General features: G+C 62.7%; 16 protein-coding genes, 1 other RNA gene and 2 pseudogenes. 5 read left to right on the forward strand and 14 right to left on the reverse strand.

From position 1 onward, the window contains the following. Positions 1 to 37 precede the first annotated feature (37 nt). On the reverse strand, positions 38 to 2,989 hold the full coding sequence (locus PD885_RS15580; RefSeq protein WP_197685826.1) for a type VI secretion system Vgr family protein: 2,952 nt from the start codon (positions 2,987 to 2,989) through the stop codon (positions 38 to 40). 439 nt (positions 2,990 to 3,428) lie between these two features. Here PD885_RS15580 and PD885_RS15590 point away from each other — a divergent pair, with 439 nt between their 5' ends. Then, positions 3,429 to 4,385, forward strand: a complete 957-nt coding sequence (locus tag PD885_RS15590) for an IS30 family transposase (RefSeq protein WP_088056981.1) — start codon at positions 3,429 to 3,431, stop codon at positions 4,383 to 4,385. 37 nt (positions 4,386 to 4,422) lie between these two features. On the opposite strand, the gene PD885_RS15595 is transcribed toward PD885_RS15590, so the two are convergent. After that, on the reverse strand, positions 4,423 to 5,796 hold the full coding sequence (locus PD885_RS15595) for an alpha-L-fucosidase (RefSeq protein WP_002812019.1): 1,374 nt from the start codon (positions 5,794 to 5,796) through the stop codon (positions 4,423 to 4,425). Positions 5,797 to 5,907: 111 nt separating this feature from the next. Here PD885_RS15595 and PD885_RS15600 point away from each other — a divergent pair. Beyond that, positions 5,908 to 6,291 (forward strand): annotated as a pseudogene (locus tag PD885_RS15600) (exo-alpha-sialidase); the annotation flags it as partial. Here the strand turns inward: PD885_RS15600 and PD885_RS20975 are convergent. Then, positions 6,228 to 6,551, reverse strand: a complete 324-nt coding sequence (locus tag PD885_RS20975; protein ID WP_002812024.1) for a hypothetical protein — start codon at positions 6,549 to 6,551, stop codon at positions 6,228 to 6,230. The pseudogene PD885_RS15600 and the gene PD885_RS20975 sit on opposite strands and share 64 nt — an antisense overlap. On the opposite strand from PD885_RS20975, the gene PD885_RS15605 reads away from it, so the two are divergent. Further along, positions 6,550 to 8,436, forward strand: a complete 1,887-nt coding sequence (locus PD885_RS15605) for a disease resistance family protein (protein WP_157276340.1) — start codon at positions 6,550 to 6,552, stop codon at positions 8,434 to 8,436. The two genes, PD885_RS20975 and PD885_RS15605, sit on opposite strands and share 2 nt — an antisense overlap. A gap of 156 nt (positions 8,437 to 8,592) precedes the next feature. On the opposite strand, the gene PD885_RS15610 is transcribed toward PD885_RS15605, so the two are convergent. The 11 genes and pseudogenes from PD885_RS15610 to pilG all read right to left on the reverse strand — a co-directional run bounded on the left by PD885_RS15610 (position 8,593) and on the right by pilG (position 22,009). Continuing rightward, entirely contained in the window at positions 8,593 to 9,324 is a 732-nt protein-coding gene (locus PD885_RS15610) for a copper homeostasis protein CutC (RefSeq protein ID WP_002812029.1), read from the reverse strand. After that, the gene (locus PD885_RS21745) at positions 9,321 to 9,503 is read right to left on the reverse strand and encodes a hypothetical protein (RefSeq protein WP_002812031.1); all 183 of its coding nucleotides are present in this window, start codon (positions 9,501 to 9,503) and stop codon (positions 9,321 to 9,323) included. The genes PD885_RS15610 and PD885_RS21745 overlap by 4 nt, the downstream gene beginning before the upstream one ends. A 310-nt stretch (positions 9,504 to 9,813) precedes the next feature. Further along, a non-coding RNA gene (locus tag PD885_RS15620) (sX9 sRNA) lies at positions 9,814 to 9,889 on the reverse strand. A 62-nt stretch (positions 9,890 to 9,951) separates the two neighbouring features. Further along, positions 9,952 to 10,533 (reverse strand): GNAT family N-acetyltransferase, encoded by a 582-nt coding sequence (locus tag PD885_RS15625; protein WP_040762924.1) that lies wholly within the window; start codon positions 10,531 to 10,533, stop codon positions 9,952 to 9,954. 51 nt (positions 10,534 to 10,584) lie between these two features. Beyond that, positions 10,585 to 11,062, reverse strand: a pseudogene (locus PD885_RS15630) (chemotaxis protein CheW). Positions 11,063 to 11,095: 33 nt separating this feature from the next. Next, positions 11,096 to 12,283 carry a chemotaxis protein CheB gene (locus PD885_RS15635; protein WP_002812038.1) on the reverse strand — a complete coding sequence of 396 codons (1,188 nt, stop codon included), beginning with the start codon at positions 12,281 to 12,283 and terminating at the stop codon, positions 11,096 to 11,098. Between the two features lie 7 nt (positions 12,284 to 12,290). Further along, complete coding sequence (locus tag PD885_RS15640; protein WP_002812039.1) at positions 12,291 to 18,506, reverse strand: hybrid sensor histidine kinase/response regulator; 6,216 nt, start codon at positions 18,504 to 18,506, stop codon at positions 12,291 to 12,293. Positions 18,507 to 18,621: 115 nt separating this feature from the next. Continuing rightward, the gene (locus PD885_RS15645) at positions 18,622 to 20,658 is read right to left on the reverse strand and encodes a methyl-accepting chemotaxis protein (RefSeq protein ID WP_002812040.1); all 2,037 of its coding nucleotides are present in this window, start codon (positions 20,656 to 20,658) and stop codon (positions 18,622 to 18,624) included. A 39-nt stretch (positions 20,659 to 20,697) separates the two neighbouring features. Further along, positions 20,698 to 21,228: a chemotaxis protein CheW gene (locus tag PD885_RS15650; RefSeq protein ID WP_002812041.1), complete on the reverse strand. Its 531-nt coding sequence runs from the start codon at positions 21,226 to 21,228 to the stop codon at positions 20,698 to 20,700. Beyond that, on the reverse strand, positions 21,228 to 21,590 hold the full coding sequence (locus PD885_RS15655) for a response regulator (protein WP_002812042.1): 363 nt from the start codon (positions 21,588 to 21,590) through the stop codon (positions 21,228 to 21,230). Before PD885_RS15655 ends, PD885_RS15650 begins: the two co-directional genes overlap by 1 nt. A 17-nt stretch (positions 21,591 to 21,607) precedes the next feature. Continuing rightward, complete coding sequence (pilG, locus tag PD885_RS15660; protein ID WP_002812043.1) at positions 21,608 to 22,009, reverse strand: twitching motility response regulator PilG; 402 nt, start codon at positions 22,007 to 22,009, stop codon at positions 21,608 to 21,610. 236 nt (positions 22,010 to 22,245) lie between these two features. Here pilG and gshB point away from each other — a divergent pair, with 236 nt between their 5' ends. After that, positions 22,246 to 23,196 (forward strand): glutathione synthase, encoded by a 951-nt coding sequence (gene gshB / locus PD885_RS15665; protein ID WP_002812044.1) that lies wholly within the window; start codon positions 22,246 to 22,248, stop codon positions 23,194 to 23,196. Next, complete coding sequence (tolA, locus tag PD885_RS15670; RefSeq protein WP_002812045.1) at positions 23,193 to 24,059, forward strand: cell envelope integrity protein TolA; 867 nt, start codon at positions 23,193 to 23,195, stop codon at positions 24,057 to 24,059. Before gshB ends, tolA begins: the two co-directional genes overlap by 4 nt. The last annotated feature ends 27 nt before the right edge of the window (positions 24,060 to 24,086 follow it).

Raw genomic sequence — 24,086 nt, forward strand, 5'->3', positions numbered from 1 at the left:
GGTCATTGCCAGCGCATAGAGAAAATACGCGGCTCGCCTACGGACCGCTGTTGTGGTCATACCAGTCACCATAGTAATCGTGATAGTTGACTTGCTGGCCGTTGACTAGGACAGAAGATCTCTCGCCAGTGCCGAAGATCCCGCCAATGGTCTCTCGGGCCTTGGCTGCATCCCCATCCACCAGAAATTGTTCATAAGCCGCGTTATAGGCCGCGTGGTTCGAACTGTTGCCCGCGATACCGATATCGGTTCCCTGCTGCGTGGCGTTCAGGATTTCCCGCTGCACTTTGATGTTGTTCAACGTTGCCGCGCCCTCGTCGGCCAAGGCACCATTGACGTAAGCATCCTTCGTCGAGAAGTCCGGCTGGTAGTCGTACATGGCATGTCCGACCTCGTGCGACAGAGTCTGCGCGGTCTGCGCAGCATTGCCTTGTTGCGCTCCGTCGATGACGATGACGGGAGGGGTGGCATCGCGATCAGCGTACGATCCTCCGCCTGCGGGTCCGTGTTCGATGGTCCAGCGATCCGCCTGCAACGCCTGCAGATCTGATTGCAGCGCGGGTGAGTCGGCGGCGATCCTGTCCACATCCGCGCCCAAGCCGGTGGTTACCGGTGCGGGCGGCGTGGCGGTGCCGGCGGCTGGTGCGGGTGCCGTGCGGTCCAGTACGCCGCTGATCGCGCCATCGGGTGCGGCGGCCTTGGCATTGTTCTCGGCTATGCGCTGGTGATCCTTGCCCAGGGAGCCAGCCATACCCGCGATACCGAGGGCGGCACCGGCAACGCCCGCAACCGCACCACCAGTACCGTTAAATCCGGGAGCGGGCTGGGCAGTGCCGCTATTGAGATGGATGTCCTTGGGCGCATCGGCGTGTACAACCTCCTGCGCCTTGAGGTGGATGGTCTTAGCCGTGAGGTAGATTGCGTCCGGAGTCAGCGTCAGCTGGGAACTGCCAACCTTCAACTCGATCTTGTCGCCAGCCGACAGGGACCAGATCTTACCAATATGATCGCTTCGGTTTAGCCCAACCACCGAAATCATCGCCATGCCGACGTTGCGGTTGTAGCCCATGCCGATATTGGTCATCTTGCCCAAGCCCACGTTCTGAAGGCTGGCCATACCGATGCTTTCGCTTTTGAAGCGGCCGATATTGATCGTCTGATTGTTGCCGATATGACTGCGCTCGGAGAGGCCGACGTGCTTGGTCCGGTTCAGGCCAATCGAGAGCTTTTCGTTCTGGCCCACATCCTCGGTCCGATTGTCGCCGATGGATATCCGCTCGTTGTGGTCCACCCGTTCCTGGCGATCGTTGTGGACCGTGATATTCTCGTTACGATCTACCGTTTCGGTACGATCACGTTTGACGTAAACCGTCTCGTCTCGATCGATCGTCTTCTTCCGGTCGTTTCCCACCCAGTGCGATTCATCGTTCTCGACTTCGATGTCCTGGTTTTTTTCCGCGTGGAGCCACACTTGCTCCTCGCCCTTCTTGTCCTCAAACCGCAGCGCGTTGGCGTTCTCATATCCTCCACCCTGCGTGGAGCGCGTCAGAATGCCGGTTTGAGTCTTGTTGTTCGGCAAGGTCCATGGCGGCATATGCTGCTGGTTCGATACCACACCAGTGATCATCGGCCGATCCGGGTCGCCATCAAGAAACTGCATGATGACTTCCTGACCAATGCGCGGAACCGCTTGGAAGCCGAACCGGTCGCCTCCCATCGGCGTTGCAACCCGCACCCGGTAGTAGCTCTTCTCGTTGTACTGGCCGACCCGGTCGTTGAGGAACTGCACCGCAACTCGCCCGTACTCGTCGCAGTCGATTTCCTCTCCCTCCGGCCCGACGACGACCGCGCTGTGCAACCCATATGCCCGCGGCCAGTCGCTGTTATAGCCCCGGCCTGGTCGCCAGGGCACATTCTGCCGGATCGCAACTGCCACGTTGCTGTACCGGGCGGGTTCATCGGCGAGGTGATTGTTGACGACCTCGTGGCGCACGCTCACGACAAAGAAACGGCGATCGTCTTCCGCATCCTGATCGTGCTCGAAATGCTCGATCAGGTCGAAGTGGCGGTTGGGTTGCAGCCTCGGTGAATTGCTGCGGCCCTCGTAGTGCTTGGCTTTGGCCTCGATCGCCTCCATGCTGAGCTTCGCACGTTGCTCGCCATCCTCTACCGTCCTAAAGCCGTAGGCGCCGGTATGCTCGTAAACCTCCAACTCGGGCACGTCGCCCTGCTGGTTGATCGTGGGAACAAGTGCCGTCAGGGGGCGCTGAGGATTCTTGAAATCGAAGCTGCTCACCGAATAGTGCGTTGAAGACAAGCGGCGCGCCGGCGACCATTCGGCGATGGCATCGTCATCGTCCGGTCCACCTTCGGTGAAATAGCGCACCTGCGATCGGCCATCGATTGCCCGCGCCTGCGCTGAGTCATCGCACAACACTAGCGTATGGCCGTCCGCTCGGTGTTCGTAGCCATAGTACCAACCCCTTACTTCCCACCAGCGGTGCAGGAAATTTGCGTCGGACTCACCCCACTGCATGACTGCGGTTTGTGTCAGATCAGGGACGCTTCCCAACTGGGTCCGATAGTCGTGGAATTGATAGCGACCAAGAATCTCGTCCGTGAGGGCAGCGATCGTTGTTTGTTGAATAGGGCCACTGTTCTGACGGAAGTGCAAAAACGCCATCCACGGGCGCAGCACCATGCGGTAGTGCGCAATGCCACCGTCCGTGCTGATGCGCCCGAACTCGAAGACGTAGCCGTTGAAGTAGCGCGGGCCGCCGTCGCGGCGCACCAACTCGATGGTGGCCATCTTGCCTATCAGCGACTTGGCGGGGATTGCTGCGTCCTCGGAGAGGAGCGTCAACGTGTACTCGAAATCCCGGGACAGCGCCTCGTCTGCAACCAGCTTCTCAGGGAGCAGGACCGCGGAAGGACCGTCGTCGTTTGGAAAGCTCAGTCGCATCAACCGCGAGGTCTGGCGTTCCAGCAAAGCGGAGAGCGCTGTAGCTGCAGTGGGGAGCCACATTGTTCGCTTCTTCCATGGGGAACAAACGTTTCCACTATAGCGCGACGGCCGGCATACAAACCTGAACTTAAAATGACTCCATGACTGAATCGATCGAGATTGGCCCGTAGCCCAAAACCCTGCGAACTCGGCGCCACAATGGGTACGCGGGGGGCGGGATCGGAATCTCGCCACAGTAATTGTCTACGCAATGCGACGCACAGGGCGACGGCGGCGCCCCGGTTCAGCTCCAGAGCCGAGGCCGCTATTCCGGCGGTTTCCACTCGCCAGCAATGCGAAACGCTCAATCTCACAGGAGTCGATTTTTCGCTTGGCGAATTCAACTCTGAATCGCAACACCAACGGTTGTGAAGCAGTCCAGGCGACCTGACCTGAGCGACTTCACCACCAAGTGGAGGTGCCCATGTCATCCAGCCGCCTGGACCTGTCAGAACGATACCGTCTACATGCGTTATACGAAACCGGCATGTCGCTGCGCGCCATGGCCGATGCGTTGGAGCGTGCGCCCAGCACGATCAGCCGCGAACTGCGTCGCAACCAGCACGCTCGGCAGTATCTGCCAGATCACGCGCAGCGCCTCAGCGAGCATCGGCGCACGCAGGCCAGCCGGCGTCCACGCATCGACGCTGAGCGCATCACACAGATCGAGGTCTTGCTGGGCGAGGACTTCAGCCCGGAACAGATTGCAGGTCGCACCGGCTTGGCCAGTCAGGAATGGATCTATCGGCACATCTACGCCGACCAGAAGCGCGGTGGTCAGTTGTTCACGCATCTACGCAAGCGCCGGCGCAAGCGCCGTCGGCGGGGCATGCGCGATGGCCGCGGGCAGCTGACACATCGGCGCAGCTGGACACAGCGCCCAAGCGTGGTGGAGCAACGAAGCCGTATCGGTGACTGGGAGCTGGATATCATCAGGGCCTCACACGGAAAGGCCGTGGTGGTCAGCATGACCGAACGCCGCAGTCGCCTGCATCTGCTGGCTTACTCGTCTGACGGCACCGCCGAGAACGTACGCAACGCCATCGTCCAGCGGCTGGGTGGCCTACGCCATACAGTGCACACCCTCACCGCCGACAACGGCAAGGAGTTTGCTGATCATCGGCTCATTGCCGTCTGCTTGCAGAGAGATTTCTACTTTGCAGATCCGTACTGCGCATGGCAGCTAGGCAGCAACGAAAATGCCAACGGGTTGACGCGCCAGTCCTTGCCACGACAGACCGATTTTAGCACCATCACCGATGCGCACCTACGATGGATCGAGCAGCGGCTCTACAATCGTCCGCGCAACATACTCGGATTCAAAACGCCCCCCGAAGTCTTCTCCGAGGAGGTCCTCAACAGCGTTGCGAATCGGAGTTGAATTCGCCGCCCCACTCCATACACACAATCAAACAAACTCAACGCGCCCCGACCCCAGTATTAAATAACTGAAACTCACGAATATGCACAGCGGCCGCACTGGACTGAATATTCAACCGCACCCGTGAAGCAGTCATTGGCGCGAAGTGATCGATCTTCATCCGCCCGATCGCCTGCGCCTTCGCCAACGGCACCCACTTACCGTCCTGCCACGCTTCAACGGCATACTTGTGCACCAACTGCCCGTCGTTGATCCACTCCATACTCAACGCACTGTCGAACGTCACCGGTTGCTTGAATTGCAGCTCCAGCACCGCGCTATGCGACCCCGCCGGCGCGCTCCAGAACGTCTCGCGATCGCCATCCACTGCTGCGTCGATGCCATCGGGCTTCTTGAGGTTGCCCTCCACCAGATTCTTGCCCGCACCGTAACGCGCCTGAATCGCCTGCCCGAGTTCCTGCAGACGGCTCACATCTGCGTCCGGCAATACACCACGCTTGTCCGGCGCAATGCCGAGCACCAACTGGCCGCCCAGGCCCACGCTCTTTTCCCAGATTTCCACCAGCTCATCCACGCTCTTGAGCGTCTGATCGCTGTTGGGATGCCAGAACCATTGCAACTTGTGCAGCGGCGTATCCACTTCCACCGGGCGCCAACGCAGATAACCGTGGCGGTCGATCACGTTCCAGTTTTCGCCTTCGATGAAACCGGCCTCATTGCCTACCCAACGCACATCGCCGTACTCGAACAAGGCGGTGTCGGCGAACACCATCGCGTTGGCCTGATAAGTGCGCAACTCTTCCATGTACTTGTCGAAGTTGTACACGTGCCCGGCACTGCCGGCGCCGTCCAGCCACCACTCTGTGATAGGACCGTAATGCGAGGCAAGCTCCACCAGCTGCGCGGCATAGAACGTGTCATAGGCCTTCGAATCAGCGTACTTCGGCTCGTGGCGATCCCATGGCGACAGGTACACGCCAAAGCCCATGCCTTCCTTGCGCACCGCATCGCTGGTGAGCTTGACCAGGTCGCCCTTGCCACCCATCCACGGACTGTTCTTGACCGAGTAATTGCTCTCGGCAGTAGGCCACAGCGCAAAGCCGTCGTGGTGCTTGGCCACCAGAATCACGTAGCTGGCACCTGCCGATTTGGCCGCGCGCACCCACTGGCCCGGATCCACATTGGTAGGGTTGAAGGTCTTCGGGCTGGCCGTGCCGTCGCCCCACTCCCGATCAAGCCAAGTGTTGGGATTGAAGTGCACGATCACGCCGAATGCCAGATCCTGCCAGGCCACCTGCTGCGGCGAGGGTTTCACATCGGCGAAATTCTGCGCGATGGCAGTAGGCAAGGTCAGTGCGGTCAGACCGATTGCGGCCAGCCAGCGCAACGGTGAGAGCAGGTGTGATGACATCGAGGGTCCTCGCAGTGGTCGGCAACCAGGGCCGCCTGGGATGACCAGAGCATATGGTATTTAATAGATTATAAATAGGTATCTTTAAAATCCGCACAGGACCGGACCACGCTGGATCCGCCACACCTGCCGAGCCGCCTGATTGCGAGCCTTGCCGCTGTCGTCGCCCACGCGGAATCGCCGGTTGCCTCGCCCTTTGTCCTCAGGCCGCCCGACACGACGCCGCAGGCGCATGTCTCCACGCTGCTGGAAACACCCGACGGCAGCCTGTTGGCGGCGTGGTTCGGTGGCGCGCACGACGGTGCGGCAGATGTCGGCATCTGGCTCGCGCAACGCGGCCCACAGCGCTGGCAGACACCGCGACGCATCGCCGACGGCACATCTGCGGGTCCCGATGGCGCGGCACTGCCAGCCTGGAATCCAGTGCTGTTTCAGTCCACCACCGGGCCGGCGCAGCTGTCCTGCAAACTCGGCCCCACTCCGCGGCAATGGTGGTGCACATCAGCTACACCTGACTTAAGCGCCAACGCATCAAGCACGTGGTGATCGCCCACGCGCTGCGCGGCGGCGGCATAAATGAAAGCTCCACACGCTGGAATCCAGCACGTCACCAGCATGACCGTCGCCCATCTCTTCTGCAACAGGGCGCGCTGCCGCTTCGCCCCGTCGGCAAGTGTTTCGCGCCAAGCACCTTGCCCGGTGTGCTCCAGGTTGATCATCCCCTTCGTACAGCAGCGATGAATGAGGAATGCCATGCAACGCATTACCCGGGCACGCACATCGGAAGGGCCGAGCCAGACCCCGCAGCAGGTCGCTTCCAATACATCCGCACCACACCGTGACGGGACACCGGCACGTGGCCAGAGCGCAGGCACGCTTGGCCTGCTGAGTGGCCTTCTCAGGCGTTTACCTGGCAACCGCGCGCGGCGCCGCGCATCCCCTGCTGGCACCGAAACCTTCAGTGATCGGCCTGAAATTGCAGGTCGCCTACGTCCACGCGGCGCAGGCACGCCAATGGTGCTCGATGAAGAGCTTGTAGATGCTTTACTGCCAGCAGCGCTACCGCAGTTTGACAGCAGCGAGCGCGCCCGATTCCCCTTTACTGCTACTACAGATTCACCACAACTCCTCAATGCACCGTCGGCCGCCAGACCGATGCTGGTCGGCGCGCAATTACAACGCAGTACGCAGTTGCGTTCGTATGAGAACGCCCTGGCGCAGTGGCGAGACGAACGCTCAGCCGACTTGCGCTCGTGGCATGACGCATGGTTTGATGCCAGCATAGGCTTGACCACCGAAATAACGCCACGTAACGCCCTGCAAATAACCGTAGGGCTGCTTGCCGATGCCGCCAGACCAGATGCCGAATTGCTGAGCATCGACACAACTCCTCTTCCGCAATTCCCGGAGCAGACGACATTCCGTCTTTCTCATCTGCAGACGATGGACATCACAGCAGCAGGCTTGCAGGCGCTTCCGGAAACGATGCATGAACTGAGGAACCTGCAATCGCTGTCGCTGCACAACAACCCCATTCAGAAACTGCCTGCGTCCATCGCGAACATGATCCAGTTGCGTGAGCTCTGCATCACATCAAGCCCGCACTTGTCGCAGTTGCCGTGCCTTGCCACCAGCAATGCCTCTGGTGAGCCCGAAGGGCTGATCAACCTGTCCACTCTGAAGCTATCGAGGACAGGGTTACGCTCTCTTCCAGAATCCATCAAGCACCTGAAGAAACTGCAACACCTGGAGGCCAGCAGGTCACAACTTAACGCGCTGCCCGTCGGTATCCATGATCTACCCATGCTGCAAACACTGAATTTACGAGGCTGCGAACAATTACGTTGCTACCCGCCAATTTTTGCAGGGCGCGCGCCATTAAAGAAACTCAACCTGCGCGATTGCATCAATCTGCGCTCACTGCCGGCAGACATCCACAAACTCGCACAGCTTGAAGAGCTTGATCTGCGAGGTTGCCGCAATCTGAAAAATCTGCCGAGCTCGATTACCAAGCTACCTGCCACGTGCCGCATCCACGTACCACCTCATCTACGAGAAAAACTCAGCGAACTCCGGCCAGCACAGACGCCTTCAGCCAGCGATCTCAATTACGCGAAAAACATTATCGAGAACATCGCGCACGATCTGCTGGATCTAGTCTTGCAGGAGAGGAATCCGTTCACCGAAGGCGCCCCGTTTTACCCACGGGGAAAGCGGCCGGCTGGAACTCCTGCCACGCTTGGACAGGTACCAGCCCTGAAAACCCTGCTCGACGAAAGCAAGGGTGAACGTTGGCATGAAATACTGGAGTTCGTTAATCCCGGACCGGAATTCGATCCCGAAATATATCGGACGGAGGAAGAGTTCGATGACGCAAGAACCGAGTGGGAGTCCGACAAGAATGCCAACCTGAGCGACGTTATCTATCAGTACGACAGCGAAATCAATGTGCAGAACCTCTGCAAGGCCGTTCAGATGTGGAAGTTGCGGGAGATGCTCCTCGCCAAACACCCTGTATATGAAGAATATTTTCCTCTGGTGGCAACTCACATACCCGATGATGCGACCGAAAACACACAGCCTGCCGAGGCGCACCAAGGGTCTCTGCATGCCGATATGACACCGCCCGCGAGCACGTGAAGCGCTCCTGCAGAAGCGAGTAGCTGGCGACTTGCAAGAGCGACAAGGGCATCGGCAACACAAACCCGACAGCGCCTTGCATCCCCGGTCTTCAGTCCGGCGTTCGTGTGCGACCAGACATGCATGCATCGCTGCCCGACGCATTCGGTTGCCACATCAACTGACATGCAACAACTCCACCATCCGCTGCACCCGGACCGCATCGGTGCGTTGATAGTCCCCGCCCAGGTCGCTGATGTAAGGATGCGGAGCCTGCACTTGCGCGGCGATCGTGCTGCGCAAGGAGGCATGAAATTCGTGTGCGCAGGTGCGTTCGCGCAAGAGCAGAAGGTTGTGCTCGCAGACGCCAGCCCCGGGCATCACGCTGATACGCTCCCCGGCCTGGCGCACCAATGCGGCAATGGCGTCGATGCCCGCGAGGGCGCTTGCACGCGCACCTGAGGTCAACACGCGCTGGCATCCCAACGTGATTGCGTCTTCCAATGCGCGCGACGGATCAGCACTGACATCGATCGCGCGATGGAAGGTCACGCCGAGCGAACCTGCGGTCGCGATCAACACCCGCATCGTGGCCATATCCACCTGCCCGCCCCGGTCCAGTGCGCCCAGCACCACGCCGTCGCAACCTAGCCGCACGCATTGCTCCACATCGCGCCGCATTACCTCGACCTCGGCCGCATCGAACACGAAATCGCCCACCCGTGGACGAATCAGCACATACAACGGAATCTGCAAGCGCTCGCGTGCCACCGCCAGTGTCCCGAACGAAGGCGTCAGCCCGCCGCCATCCAGGCCGCCGCAAAGCTCCACGCGCATTGCACCGCCCTTTTGCGCAGCAAGTGCCGAGGCTACCGAGTCGGCAGCCACTTCCAGTCCCAAGGTATTCATAGAGCCGGCTCGCGGATGTAGCGGCTTTCATCGCGCACCAGCAGATCCTGCCGCTGCGCATCGCACACCGCGTAACTGAAACCCTTCTGGATCGCGAACACCCCCACGTCGCAACCGGCCAAACCGGAAGCGATCGCGCCAAACGTGGTGCTCTTGAGGAAGTGACGACGTTGGATCATCCGGGCAACTCCATGATGGAAACAGGTGGCCGCGCAATGCGGTAGCAGCCTTCCATCATGCGACAGCACCGCGTGCGGATAAACCGTCTTGCGGTGCTGACGTGTGCGGATCCGCGCAAAGCAGCGCTTGTGCGCGCCGGGTGCTTGTGCAGGTAGCCGAGGCAGTTCACGACAGGAATAACGCACCTGCCAAGCCCCGGTGCTCCCGGACCAGGTCCCGAAGAAAGAATGGCGATATGAAAGCCCCTCTCCTGCCGGCAGATGCATCGGGCTGAGGGGACGGACTCTGATGCGCATGCCGGTTTAGATTGGCTAACAAACCGTAGCAAGCAGTCGCCAGGTGGGTGCGGATGGCACGGAGCAACCGCAGCGTAAGCCTGACACATGCCGATTCCGAGCACCGGCTGCGACCGCCTGGCGGTGAGCGCAGTCGTTTTGTTAGCTACTCTTAATGCTCGTCGACACCCTGCCCCCAATCGTCCTCGCGCAACCTGCTGGTCAGCACATGGTCGCGCCAGACGCCGTTCAATTGCAGATAGCGGCGCGCGTAGCCTTCGATCTGGAAACCCAGCCGTTGCAGCACACGCGCACTACGCAGATTGTCGGGGACGTATTGCGCCATCACTCGATGCAAGCCGAGTGGGCCGAACGCGAAGGCGATGCCTTGCGTGGCTGCCCACTGGATCAAACCACGCCCCTGCTGCGCCGCGTCCAGGCCGTAACCCATGTGGCAGGCCTGAAATGCGCCGCGCTGGATCTGGGTAAAACCGGTCGTGCCGATCACTTGCTCGCCGTGCAACAACACCAGTTGCAACTCACGTTCGCCGGGCACCGCGCTGCGATACGCGATACACAGGCGACGCCAACCTTCGGTGGTGTAGAACGCAGGCGGACGCAGCGGCATCGCACCGGCCAAGCGAGCGCGATTGCGCGTGTGGTAGTCGGCCATCGCAGTCGGATCGACCACCGCCAGGTCACACAACACCACACCATCGGGATGCCGGACCGGTGCGAATATAGGAATGCTCATGACAAACGCCCGTACAGGGGCCTGCCGCCGCGGCCGTGGGGATTACAACTCTTAGGCAGCGGCCGCCGCAAATGCCTGACTGACCTGCGCCTCGATCGCGTCCAGATTCGGCAGCAGCGCATTCTGCTTGCCCAGCAGTACGCGCATATGCACGCCATCGGGCAACGCATCTTCCGATGCGTCGGCCAGCAGGCCATCGCGCGGCAGCGAGATGAGCTGCGGGAACGACGCGGTCAACAGCGCGAAATACGGCAACGCCGGATTGCCGCCCAGTGCCTTCAGCACGATCACCTTGTTGTTGACTGCGGTGGGCTCTTCGCCTATGCCGCTGAAGCGCGCGAACGACAGCAGTGGCACCTTCCAGCCATACCAGTCGATGCGCCCGACTACCCAGCGCGGCATGTCGGGCAGCGGCTCGACCGGCACGCGCGACATCACCTCGGCCACCGTTGCATTGGGCAGCAGCACGCGCTCCTGTCCGGCCTGGATCAGGACGCCGCGGATTTCGTCATTAGTTGGCATAGCTCATCGCATGATTCCGATTGAAGAAGAAGCGCCCGGCTTACGCCGGCCAACGCTGTGCCAAGGCCTGCGCCAACTGCGCTGGGTCGCCGGTCAAAATGCCTTGGAGTGCCAGACGCGCAGCCGCGGCCGGGTCGTAACAACCGTCGGCGGACTGACCCGCCAACCAGCCGCCCTGCTTTGCCAGCGCCAGCGACGCATCGACCAGCGCCTCGTTGGCGCCGCTGAGCATCAGCACCGCACTGTCGGTCGGCGGCAGCGCGGCAATCAGCCCGACAGGATCGGCCTTTGCCACGAAGGCCAGCGCACCTGCACGCTGCTGCACACCCACCTCTTCAGGCAGCACATATACCTTGCCCGCCACGACCATCTGGCCAACTTCACCCAGTTCTACAGGCAGCGCAGACACCCGGCCTATCTGTCGCACCAGGTTGCCGTACTGGCCACCATCCAGGCTCATGCGCACCAGCACCGCGCGCGGAAATTCCGGCGGCAATGCAGCCAGCAGACGCCGGATCGCATCCGGTCCCCCGATGCCGGCCATCACCAGCACCGCACCGGTGGTTGCGCCGGTCTGATCCAACTCCACCAGCGACAGACCGCCGGTTGACAGCGCGGCCAGATCCAGCTCGGCACGCGGGCGTACCACCACAGCGACATCGTCGACCAGACCCCAGGTGCTGGAATCGGCCAGCGTCAGGCCCGGCGTGTCTTTGGCCACCGCTGCGTCGGCAGAACCGGCAGTGCGCATGAATAACGCATCGCTGGGCATGCTTTCGAATGCGTGCGCGGCCGCTTGCAGATGTTGACCAAGCTGCAGATCCAAGTGCCGACGCGGCGCGCGCTCCAGACCCGGCTCAGGCTGCAGCGACGGTTCGCTTTCGGTGCCCGGCGGCAACACGTCTGAGTGGCCGTGCAGTTTGGCGGCCAGATGGCGCACCCAACGCTGCGCTTCCCAGCCCTCGCGACGCACGGTCAGCTCGGCCTCGTCGAAGATCACCGTAACTCCGGGCAGATTGAAGGCAGGTTCCAGCGCCTCCAGCGCGTCCTCGATCGACGGTTCCAGCGAGACCAGTATCGCTACCGGCGCGGCGTCGCGCAGCATCTGCACGTCCACCGCCGACGGTTCGTCTTCCAGCACCACTTTCGCACCGGCAAGGCCGAGTGCTTCACGCAGGCGCTCGCGCGCCTGACCGGGCCGGCCCAGCAGGGCGACCGGAGTTCCCATTGCGCCATTATTCTCGGACACGGGCGATCCCCAGCAGGTCGTACACGTTTCGCATCAGATCCAACTCCTGGTAAGGCTTGCCCAGGTAACGCTGCACGCCGATCTCGAAGGCACGCTGGCGATGCTTCTGGCCACTGCGCGAGGTGATCATCATGATCGGCACCGCCTTGAAACGCGGGTCGGCGCGCATCGCGGCCGCCAGTTCGTAGCCGTCCATGCGCGGCATTTCGATATCCAGCAGCATCAGGTCGGGCACGCGCTCTTCGAGCAATTTCATCGCCTCGACACCATCGCGTGCGGTGGTGATGTCCAGGTTATGGCGTTCCAGCACGCGGCTGGTGACCTTGCGCATGGTCAGCGAGTCATCAACCACCATTACCAATGGCACCTGGCGCTGCGATTCGGCCTGGGTTTCCAGTGCCGGACGCGCGGGCTGTGCGAGGTAACGACGCACCAGTGGAGCGATGTCCAGGATCACCACCACGCTACCATCGCCGGTGATGGTAGCGCCGTAGATGCCCGGCACCGAGGCGATCTGCAGGCCCACCGGCTTGACCACGATTTCGCGGTTGCCCAGCACCTGGTCGATCGCCACGGCCGCGCGCAGATCGCCCGCACGTACCAGCAACAACGGCACCTGCGCCTGACCATCGGCACTGGCCGCGGCCTGGCCGACCAGCGAGCCGAGGTCGTGCAGCACGTATTGCTCGCCAGCGTAGTGGTAACCGCCCTCGCCGGACTCGTAACGGATGCGCGAGATGTGTCCGATACCGCTGACCGAACCCACCGGCACCGCAAACACGGTGTCGCCGATGCGTACGAACACCGCCTGGGTGACCGCCAGCGTCTGCGGCAGGCGCAGGGTAAAGGTGACGCCCTGGCCGCGCACCGAGCGGATATCCACCGAGCCGCCGAGCTGACGCACTTCGTTGCCCACCACGTCCATACCCACGCCACGGCCAGCCAGCTGGCTGACCTGCTCGGAGGTGCTGAAACCGGAAGCGAAAATCAGGCCATCCAGCTCGGCATCGCCAAGCGCCTGGCCGGGTTCGATCAGGCCGCGCTGCTCGCCGCGGTGACGGATCGCCTCGCGGTCCAGCCCGGCGCCGTCGTCGGCCACTTCCAGCACGATTTCCGAGCCTTCGCGGCGCAGACGGATCGCGATGCTGCCTTCTTCCGGCTTGCCTGCGCTACGCCGTTGCTCCGGCGTTTCCAGGCCATGCGCTACCGAGTTGCGCAGCATGTGTTCCAACGGCGCAATCATGCGATCCAGCACGTTGCGATCGAGTTCACCCTGGGTGCCTTCCAGCAGCAGATGCACTTGCTTGCCGGTGTCGCTGGCCGCCTGGCGCACCACACGGCGCAGACGCGGCACCAGCCCATCGAATGGCACCATGCGCGTACGCAGCAGGCCGTCCTGCAGCTCGGAACTGACGCGCGACTGCTGTTGCAGCAGGCCGTCGTACTGACGCGAGAGATTTTCCAGCACCCCTTGCAGGCCGCCCAAATCGGCGGCCGATTCGTTCAGCGCGCGGCTGAGCTGCTGCAGGGTGGAGAAACGGTCCAGTTCCAGCGGATCGAAGGTGCGGTCGCCCTGGTCCTGCTCGCGCTGATAACGCGCGACGATCTGCGCTTCGGTTTCAAGATCCAGACGCCGCAATTGGTCGCGCAGACGGGCGTTGGTGCGATCCAGTTCGCCCATGGCGCCACGAAATGCGCCCAACTGCTGTTCCAGGCGCGAACGGTAGATCGCCACTTCGCCAGCGTGGTTGACCAGGCGGTCCAGCAGGTCGGCGCGCACGCGCACCTGTTCCTGCTGAACGCGCGGCAGGACGTCTTCTTCGGTCTGACCCTCGACCGGAATCGGTGCGGACAACGGTGCCGGTTCCACCGACGCCTTGGCGATTGCACGCACATCGGCATCGCTGGGCGGTGCCGCGTTGCGGCCACGGGTGCGGGTTTCGAAAGCTTCCACTAGGTCGGTCGGCATCGCCACGGCACGGTGCATGCCGGTGCGGGTCAGCAACTGGTGCAGACGATCGAAGCCGCGCTCGAACAAGCGCACGTCATCACGATCGATGTCGGTACGGTTGGCCGCCACGGCTTCGAGCAGCGATTCGATCGCATGGCCGAGATCGCCGATGGCATTGATGCCAGCCATGCGCGCGCCGCCCTTGAGCGTGTGCAGATCGCGCTGCAGTCCGTTCAGGACATCGCGGTCGTCCTGCACTTCGCGCATGCGGGCGATCAGACCATCGCAATGGTCCAACAGATCGCGGCCTTCCTCGACGAAGATGTCGACGAGTTCGCCATCGAGCTGGTCAAAGTTGAGCGGGCCGGTATCGAATGCTGCGCCAGCATCGTTGGCAGTGGTGTCGGCCGGTGCAGCTTCTTCAACTGGTGCGCTGAAGGCTGCAGCGGTGGTGTCTTGGTGTTCGGTGGCGAGCTCGCTCTGTCGGGTCTGCTCCGCGTGCTCGACATGATCTGTCGCCGCAGTCGCTTCGAGCGATGCGTATGCATCGCCGTGCTGTGCGTCGGTAGCGACACCCGTCTCGGCATGCAGCTCCGCCGCGGTTTCAGATTGCCGATCGCCAGTCTCTTCGACCTGATCGGCCACCTGCGCCATCTCGAACGCCTGTACCGACTCGATGGTGTCGTCAGGCAGTGCCTCGGCGGTGTGCTCGGCGTCGGTTGGCTCGGCTTCCACCGCATGTTCGTGCAATTGCCCGTCCGACTGCGCTTGCCTGCCCGAATGGGCCTGCTCGTCGGCAGGCTGCTCCTGCGCGGCCACCGCATCGTGCTCGTACGAAGCAGCCACGTCTGCGTACTCGGCTTGGTCGCCCGAATGGCCGTCCTGATCGGTCGATACGCTGTCCAGCGCCGCGGTTTCCGGCGTCCAGTCTTCAGTAGTCGCCACTTGCGCATCTTCGGCCGACGGCGCCTCGGCATGCTGTGGCTGTGCTTGGTCGGCACCATGCGTCGGCACGGCAGCATCGGACAGCTGTTCGCTCGCATCGATATACGGCGATAGATCCTGCGCGCCGGTCAGTCCGACCGCCGCGTTGCTGGCAACTGCAGCATCGCTGGGCGCGTCGAGATCGTCCAGTTCGTCCGGGAATACCTGTGGCGGCCACTGCGCTTTCGGCAACGTATCCACCAACGCGCGCAAGCGCTCCGTCAATGCTGCGAACGACGGAATCAGCGGCGCATCGGCGCGCAACGCGGTCACGGTCGTGACGATCGCAGCGGCGGTTGCCGCGATCGCTTCGACACCTTCCGCAGACGGCGTTACCGATGCGGCAAGCAGACGCTTGACGTAACTTTCGGCTGGCGTGGTCACCAGGGTGATTTCCGGCACGTCGGTCATCGCGAACGCGCCACTCATCGTGTGCACGGCGCGCAGCAATTCTTCGGTGGCCAACTGCGGTTCGGCCTGGCTGGCCTGCAACCAGGCGTTGACCGTGTCCAGATGCGCTGCGACTTCGGCTTCCAGAATCTCGCGCAGCACGCTGTCGACCAACGCAGGCGTCCCGCCACTGGCAGCGAAGATGCCGGCGGCAGCCGGAATGACGGCCGCATCTGCGGCCACCGGTGTCGCGGTTGCGGGCACGTAGTAGATTTCTTCGCCCGCAGCAACGCGCTCGGCAACTGCCTGGATTTCCGGCAGATCGGCGCTGATGCGGCCCTGGTCGCGCAGCGCGGCAGTGAACTGCGGCAATACCTCGTAGGCCAGCTCGACCGCCGCCACTACGGCCGGACTGGCCGGCCGTGAGTTGTCGAGCACGCGGTTGAGCATGCTCTCGATCTTCCAGCTGAACTCGCCCAGCACATGGGCGCCAACCAGACAACCACTGCCCTTCAAGGTATGGAAGACACGGCGGATCGGACGCAGTTTTTCCGGGCTGTTCGGGGAGGCACGCCATACCGGCAGCAGTTGCCCAAGGTTGACCAGTTCTTCGTCGAATTCTTCGAGGAAGACCTCGCGAATATCGTCGTCGATATCGCTGTCGCCGAAACCTCCAAAGATGCCGGCATCGGCACTGGCTGGCAAAGGCTCGCTTGCTGCTTGCTCGGGCGCTGCCTGCGCAGACTCGGCGTCGGCATCCGTGGTCAGCGGCCCTCGCGGACGTTCCACATCAAACTGCGCAGCGGCAGCGTCTAGCTGCGCCAGAAACGCAGCCGATGCGTCATCCAGTTCGAACGCGCTGACCACGGCCTGCTGTACGCGCGGCGTGCTCTGTTCGGGGGCTTCTTCGGCAAGCGCATGCTGCGGCTCAGGCGCGGATTCGACGAACGGGTCGTCCAGTTCCTGCGGCGGAACGGGCGGCAAAGACGGTGGCGAGAAGGCATCTTCGATGCCGGTCTGTGCGCGGTGGATTGCGGTCTCGGCGATGAAGTCCAACGGAACTTCAGTCTGATTCGCATCGCCAGGCACATCGATGCGTTCGATCTGCAACGGCGCTTCATCTGCAGCAACCAGCGTTGCGACTTCGTCCTGCTCCAGCGCACTGAGATCAACGGTATAGCTGACCTGCGCGGCATCTGCCGACACGTTGCCGTCCTGCTCGGCCGACACCGGGTCGAACGCGGAGGTGGCGAACGGTGCAGCCTGCTCAGCGGTTTTCAGCTGCCAGTCGCCTGGCGCTTGCGCACCGTCGTCGGACAGGTCCAGCGGCGCAACCGTAAACGGCACGTGCGCCTGACCGGACACGGTTTCTTCGGCGGCGACCGGGTCGAAAGAAAACACCGTATCGGCGGCGGCAGCGCCGGTGTCGTGCACCACGCTGGCAGCAAACGGTGCCTCGACCAAGGTTTCGTTGGCCCATTGCAGCGATGGCGTGAGCGCGGCATCGTTGGCCGCAGCCCCCGGCGTGGCGGCGTGCTGGACGAGCGAGCCGGCAACCGGCTGCGGTTCGACCACAGTGTCCGGCTGGTCGGCACCGACCGGCAATTCGGACGGCCGGCCCGACGGCAACGGCCAGTAACGGAGCGTTTCCAGGCTGTTGCGGGTAATGTCTAGAATCTCTTCGCGGCCAGGACGGCGTTCGCGCAGGGCTTCCAGGTAGTACTCAAGGCTGGCCATCGCATCGGCCAAGGTATCCAGCTGGCGCCCGCTGGGCACGCGGTGTTTGCCGATCAGTTCCAGATCAACGTAACGACGCACACCTTCCAGATAATCAGCGGCCTGCGGCAGTTCCAGTATGCGCAACGCACCACCGACTTCGCCGAGCAGATGCGGCACATCGGTCAGACGGGCGTGATCCCAATTGGTTTCGATGAAGGCGACGAAATGCTCGCGCGCCGCGCCGAAGTTGCCGATCGCTTCCCGCGCCAGCACGTCCACCGTGCGTCGCATTTGCGCCGAATCCGCATTGCTGCTGGCTTCGTTGCCATCGCCAATATCGGCGCCAAGACTGGCGACCTGGTCGTCCAGCGCGGCATCGACGTACAGCAGCGCGCCGGCGATATCCAGCAGCACGCCTTCGTCCATCTGCATATGGCCACCGACCACGCGCGCCAGCGCATCGCGCTGCTGCACGACGACGTTACGTGCAACGCCCAGGCCCATCATGCCCAGCGTGTCGGCAACGCTGCCGAGATCCTTGACCTGGGTCTGCAGTTCGGCGATGTCGCCGCCGATGCGCAGGTGCAAATCCAGCGCATCTTTGACCCGCAGCAATTCTTCCTTGACCGCATTGCCGACGGTGTCGAGCAATTCGCGATTGCGTCCGCTCAGACTGCCGCGGGCGTGATTCAGCTCGGCCTCGGTGGCGACACCGGCCTGCGGGTCGAACGCGAACAACACGCTCTCGTTGAGACCCGGCTGGCCACGCGTGGCGCGGATTTCATTGAGCAGCGGCAGTAGCACGATCGGAATATCGCGATGACCATTCTGCAGGCGCTCCAGATAATCGGGCAGCAGCACGGTACCGCGCATCAGCATGGCGCAGGCTTCATCGCGGTCGGCTACTTCACCGACCTGCACGGCCTGGGCGAGCAGCTCAAGTTCCTCGGCCACCATCGCTGGCGCGTACAACTCGACCATGCGCAGCGTGCCCTGCACCTGGTGCAGATAGCCGGCGCACAAACGCATCCGACTGGTGTCGGACGGTTCTTCGGCGAAGTATTCGATCTCGTTGCGCGCCTGGCGCAACGTCTCGTCCAGCTCCGGCTTGACCCAGCCTAGTGCGGCATGACTCATCGCATCGCGAAGCGCGCTCATCGCAGCCCCCTGACGACGACCGACTTGCCGCCAGCGCGGCAACCGGTCACTTCCTGCATCGACGTAACGCTACTACGCGCCATCTGCTGTGATCCTTTCCCGTTCCGCGTCGTGGTCACGCCGGCAGCTTGAAGTCGGCGACCGAACGGCGCAGATCGGCAGCGAGCTCGGCAAGGTTGCCGATCGAATCAGCCGTCTGCTCCGCACCTTGCGATGTCTGGCTGGTGATCTGACGGATCACGCCCATGGTATGTGTGATATCCGTCGCTGCGGCCGACTGCTGGTGCGCGGCGATGGAAATGTTCTTGATCAGGTTGTTCAAGGCGTTGGACACGCGCTCGATTTCGGTCAGCGCGGTCCCGGCTTCTTCGGCCAGACGCGCACCGGACACCACTTCGGACGTGGTCTGCTCCATCGAGCTGACCGCTTCGTTGGTATCGGCCTGAATGGTCTGGACCAGACCTTCGATGCGTCGGGTCGCACCGGAGGTGCGTTCTGCCAAACGCTGCACTTCGTCGGCCACCACGGCGAAACCGCGACCTGCCTCGCCCGCCGAGGCGGCCTGCACCGCAGCGTTAAGCGCCAGAATGTTGGTCTGCTCGGAAATGTCGTTGATCAGCTCCACGATCGAGCCAATCTCCTGCGAGGATTCGCCCAGCCGCTTGATGCGCTTGGAGGTTTCCTGGATCTGGTCGCGGATCTGGTCCATGCCCTGAATCGTCTCGCGCACTACGCCGGCACCTTCGGCGGCGATGACCACAGAGCGCTGCGCCACTTCGGCCGACTCGGTTGAGGTGCGCGACACTTGTTCGATGCTGGCGGCGATTTCGCTGATGCGTTCGGAAGCAGTGTTGATCTGATTAGCCTGCTGGCCGGCCGCTTCGGCCAGCTGCATCGCGGTGGCCCGGGTTTCCTGCGTCGACACGGCAACTTTCGCCGAGGTGTCGTTGATCGTGGTCACCAAGTGGCGCAGTTCGTCCACGGCATAGTTGATGGCGTCCGCGATCGCGCCGGTCATGTCCTCGGTCACCGATGCCTTGACGGTCAGGTCACCCTCACCGAGCGAGCTGATTTCGTCCAGCAACCGCATAATCGCCTGCTGGTTGCGGCTGCTGAATTCCACCTGCGCCTGGTAGCGTACGTCCTGCTCGCGCGAACGCACCCGCACCCAGCTCCAGACGAAACCCACGATGGCCAGCAGGGCCACCAGGCCGGACACCACGCCCAACCAGAAGTTCGGAAACAGGCGCGTGTCGCGAACCGAACCGAACGCCGAGAATGCATCGAACAGCTTCTTGCTGTCGTCAAGCATCCTGTTGGAGCCGGCGGTCAACGCTGCGGCCGAGGACTGCGCGGCGAACAGATTGCGCGAGCTGGCGAGGATGTCGTCGACGTCATGCTTCATCGTCGTCCACTGCGCCTGCGACTGCTCTAGCGCCGACAGCGCGGCCGGGTTGCGCACCGCGGCGATACCGAGTTCGTCGTTGCCTGCGCGCAAGCCTTCCAGCATCTGCGTGAACACCACCGAGTCGCGAGCCAGCGCGTCGCCGGAAGCGACCGCATCGGCGCCACCGGCGCGCATTTCAGTCACCCGGAGCGCCATGGTGCTGGCGACCACGACCTGCTGCAGCGTGTTGTAGATCTGCGAGGAAGGCGCGCCGCTGACCGTCATTGCGCGCACCACTTCGTTTAACTGCGCCTGCAACTGCGGCACGCTTGCGGAGAAGCGTTCGGCGTTGCCGGCCAGACCGAGCACCGCCGGTTCGCTGGCGATGACCTGATCGGCGTTCTTGCTGAGCGGCACCCAGGTCGCCTTGAGCTGCGCAATCGCGCTGGCCACCGAACCTTCCTGGCCGTAGCGGCCATCCAGTTCGCCAACCGTGCTGTCGATGCGGCTCTTGGTCGCCTTGAAGGTTGCAAACGCCTTGGCGTCACCGGAAATCGCGTCGCGGGCCTGGTTGGCCAGCTGCTGGGAGAGCACCTGCAGATCGGCCGCGCCAGTGCCGGCACCGGCAAGGCGACTGCCCTGCCAGGTAGCGACGCCGGTGTTGGCGCCGAACACGATCATCGACAACACCAGCAAGCCAAGCCAGAAGCTGGTACTGACGCTGCCAAGCTTATTGGTCTTGCGGGCGTCTGGGGCGTTACTCATGGTTCGACCTCGATCTGTATGACATGGCGGGGTCGCAGCTTAGGCCGCGGCCTGCCGGAATTCAGGAGTGCGCGACAGCAACGCCAGGGAAAACACACCCCAGTCCTGCGTCTCGTTGCGGAAGGCACGATCGATGAATTGGACGTAGCGCCCTTGCGCCAACTCGCCGGGTTCAACCGCCTGGACCTGCTCAAAACTGCGCTGACCGTACAGCTCATCGATGGTCAGAGCGACGTCGCCGCCGCTCTGCCGCATGATCAGCACACGCTGACCTTCCTGCAGCACCGTACGCCGGCCCTCCAGGAACTGCTTCAGATCGATCACCGGGAACAGATTGCCGCGCAGGTTGCCCACGCCCAGCAGCCAGGGCTGTGCGCCCGGCACTGGCGTGACCGGCGGCATCGGCACGATTTCCGCAACTTCGCGGAAGTCAGACACTAATCGCCGGGTACCGACGCGATAACCGACGCCACGCCAGATATCGGCTGAGAACTGGCGTTCCGGCAGCGGCGTGGCGTGCGCAAGACTGCGACGCTCATAATCTTCAAGAATATCGAATGGAGAACGCATCAACGCACCAGTTGTTTGATGCGGGCGATCAGATCGTCTTCGCGCGGCGGCTTGACGATGTAGTCGCTGGCACCTTGTCGCAAACCCCGGGCCCTGTCGGTTTCCATGCCCTTGGTGCTGACCAGCAGCACGGGGATGTCCTTCGTAGCCTGGTCGCGTGCGAGTGCACGCGTTGCCTGGAGGCCACTCATGCCGGGCAACACCACGTCCATCAGCACCAAATCGGGCGTCTGGCTGCGAACCAGCTCAAGTCCCTTTTCTGCATTGTCGGTGGCGACGACCGTATGGCCTGCTTTTTCCAACCATTGACTGGAGACTGCCCGATCGGTATGCGAGTCCTCGATCAACATAATTCGAGCCATATTGCCTTTCCCTCTGGTCAGGCGTGGACGTACGTGCGAATCACGCTCAGTAGTTCTTCACGGGTGAATGGCTTGGTCAGATATTGCTCGGAGCCGACGATGCGGCCGCGTGCCTTGTCGAACAGGCCATCCTTTGAAGACAACATGATCACCGGCGTCGACTTAAAGACCTGATTGCCCTTGATCAACGCGCAGGTCTGGTACCCATCCAAGCGCGGCATCATAATGTCGACAAAAATGATCTGAGGGTGTCGGTCCGCAATTTTGGCCAGTGCCTCGAAACCATCGGTCGCTGTCACTACTTCACATCCTTCTCGCTTGAGCAGCGTTTCGGCGGTGCGGCGAATGGTTTTCGAATCATCGATCACCATCACCTTCAGTCCTGCGAGTTCCTTACCCGCAGCAATGTTTTCATTCATGCGAATGTCCCCGGGCGCGCGACGCGTCACCCCTTCGACGTCGCTACCAAACTGCATGTATATCCCAAGATCCGCATTGACTGTCAAGGGCGCATTGCCGGGCCCCCGCCAAGCGGACGTTACGACCACGTCTGACTGCATCCCGCCCGGCAAGTCGCGCACTGCGACCCGCCAGGCGCCCCCGTCACCCACCGCTTGAAGTTACCATCGGCAGCTTGTTCGAAAGGGTTAGCCCAATGTCGCTCGACGTCGTTGTGGTGATGGATCCCATCGCCTCCATCAAGATCGCCAAAGACACCACCTTCGCCATGCTGCTGGAAGCCCAGCGCCGAGGCCACCATTTGCATTACGTACGTCCCCGCGGGCTCGGCTTGCGCGAAGGATGCGCGGTGGCGCAGGTCGCGCCATTGACCGTGCGCGAGGACAAGACCAGCTGGTGCACGGTGGGCGAGTTTGCCGAGCTGGCGTTCGGCCCCGGCCAGGTGGTGCTGATGCGCAAGAACCCGCCAGTGGATGCGGAGTTCGTCTACGACACCCAGATGCTCAGCGTCGCGCAGCGCGCCGGCGCGCAGGTGGTCAACGATCCGCAGGGTCTGCGCGATTACAACGAGAAGCTGGCTGCGTTGCTGTTCCCGCAATGTTGCCCGCCGACGCTGGTCAGCCGCGATGCTGCCGCCTTGAAGGCCTTCGTGCTGGAACAGGGACAGGCGGTGCTCAAGCCGCTGGACGGCATGGGCGGGCGCTCGATCTTCCGCAGCGGCACCGGCGACCCCAACCTCAATGTGATCCTGGAGACGCTGACCGACGGCAATCGCAAGCTGACCCTGGCGCAGCGCTTCATCCCCGACATCAGTGCCGGCGACAAGCGCATCCTGCTGGTGGATGGCGTTCCGGTGGACTACTGCCTGGCGCGGATTCCGCAGGGCGATGAATTTCGCGGCAACCTGGCTGCCGGCGGACGTGGCGAAGGCCGGCCACTGTCCGAACGCGACCGTTGGATCGCCGCGCAAGTCGGCCCGGAAATGCGCCGGCGCGGCATGCGTTTTGTCGGCCTGGATGTGATCGGTGATTACCTGACCGAAGTCAACGTGACCAGCCCCACCTGCGTGCGAGAGCTGGATGCGCAGTTCGGTTTGAACATCGCCGGGCTGCTGTTGGACGCGATTGAGGCCGGCGCTGCGCAATGACGGTGGTCGCGGCGCTGCCAGTTCCCATGGACGACCGCCGACGGCTGATCGCCATGCTGGTGATCTCGCTGCTGCTGCACGGCATGCTGATTTTGGGCGTCGGTTTTGCGGTCAACGAAGACGCGCCGTTGGTGCCGACGCTGGATGTGATCTTCAGCCAGACCAGCACCCCGCTGACGCCCAAGCAGGCAGACTTTCTGGCCCAGGCCAATCAGCAAGGCGGCGGCGATCACGACACCGCGCAGCACCCGCGCGACAGTCAACCCGGCGTGGTGCCGCTGAACCGTACCGGCCTGGCGCCGCAAGCGCAACGCGCGACCAGCGTGCAGGCATCGGAGCCCATGCAGACCCGCGTGGTGAGCAGTCGTCGTGGCGAGCAAAGCGCGCCGACACCGCAACCGAATCCGCAAACCGGCCCGCTCTCGCCCAACGATGCGCAACGCGCTGCGGAAATGGCCCGGCTTGCGGCGGAAGTGCATCTGCGCTCGGAGCAATACGCCAAGCGCCCGAACCGCAAGTTCGTCTCAGCCAGCACGCGCGAATACGCGTATGCCAACTATCTGCGTGCCTGGGTGGATCGCGCCGAGCGCGTCGGCAATCTCAATTACCCGGATGAAGTGGGTCGCCGCCGGCTCGGAGGCGAGGTGGTGATCAGCGTAGGCGTGCGCCGCGATGGCAGTGTGGAAAACAGCCGAGTACTGGTCTCCAGCGGCACCCCAACCCTGGATGCCGCAGCACTGCGCGTGGTGCAGCTGGCACAGCCGTTCCCGCCGCTGCCCAAGACCAAGGACGACGTGGATATCTTGCAGGTCACACGTACCTGGTTGTTCTTGCCCGGTGGCGAGCTGCACGACGATCGTTGATGTTGGTGTTTGATCGATGTGCATCTA

The organism is Xanthomonas fragariae (assembly GCF_900183975.1).
Lineage (GTDB): Bacteria > Pseudomonadota > Gammaproteobacteria > Xanthomonadales > Xanthomonadaceae > Xanthomonas > Xanthomonas fragariae.

What these genes read in the sequence shown, in the direction of transcription:
- PD885_RS15590 (WP_088056981.1), top strand. Translation starts at nt 3,429, where the DNA reads ATGTCATCCAGCCGCCTGGACCTGTCAGAACGATACCGTCTACATGCG.
- PD885_RS15595 (WP_002812019.1), bottom strand. Translation starts at nt 5,796, where the DNA reads ATGTCATCACACCTGCTCTCACCGTTGCGCTGGCTGGCCGCAATCGGT.
- PD885_RS15605 (WP_157276340.1), top strand. Translation starts at nt 6,550, where the DNA reads ATGCAACGCATTACCCGGGCACGCACATCGGAAGGGCCGAGCCAGACC.
- PD885_RS20975 (WP_002812024.1), bottom strand. Translation starts at nt 6,551, where the DNA reads ATGGCATTCCTCATTCATCGCTGCTGTACGAAGGGGATGATCAACCTG.
- PD885_RS15610 (WP_002812029.1), bottom strand. Translation starts at nt 9,324, where the DNA reads ATGAATACCTTGGGACTGGAAGTGGCTGCCGACTCGGTAGCCTCGGCA.
- PD885_RS21745 (WP_002812031.1), bottom strand. Translation starts at nt 9,503, where the DNA reads ATGATCCAACGTCGTCACTTCCTCAAGAGCACCACGTTTGGCGCGATC.
- PD885_RS15625 (WP_040762924.1), bottom strand. Translation starts at nt 10,533, where the DNA reads ATGAGCATTCCTATATTCGCACCGGTCCGGCATCCCGATGGTGTGGTG.
- PD885_RS15635 (WP_002812038.1), bottom strand. Translation starts at nt 12,283, where the DNA reads ATGGGAACTCCGGTCGCCCTGCTGGGCCGGCCCGGTCAGGCGCGCGAG.
- PD885_RS15640 (WP_002812039.1), bottom strand. Translation starts at nt 18,506, where the DNA reads ATGAGCGCGCTTCGCGATGCGATGAGTCATGCCGCACTAGGCTGGGTC.
- PD885_RS15645 (WP_002812040.1), bottom strand. Translation starts at nt 20,658, where the DNA reads ATGAGTAACGCCCCAGACGCCCGCAAGACCAATAAGCTTGGCAGCGTC.
- PD885_RS15650 (WP_002812041.1), bottom strand. Translation starts at nt 21,228, where the DNA reads ATGCGTTCTCCATTCGATATTCTTGAAGATTATGAGCGTCGCAGTCTT.
- PD885_RS15655 (WP_002812042.1), bottom strand. Translation starts at nt 21,590, where the DNA reads ATGGCTCGAATTATGTTGATCGAGGACTCGCATACCGATCGGGCAGTC.
- pilG (WP_002812043.1), bottom strand. Translation starts at nt 22,009, where the DNA reads ATGAATGAAAACATTGCTGCGGGTAAGGAACTCGCAGGACTGAAGGTG.
- gshB (WP_002812044.1), top strand. Translation starts at nt 22,246, where the DNA reads ATGTCGCTCGACGTCGTTGTGGTGATGGATCCCATCGCCTCCATCAAG.
- tolA (WP_002812045.1), top strand. Translation starts at nt 23,193, where the DNA reads ATGACGGTGGTCGCGGCGCTGCCAGTTCCCATGGACGACCGCCGACGG.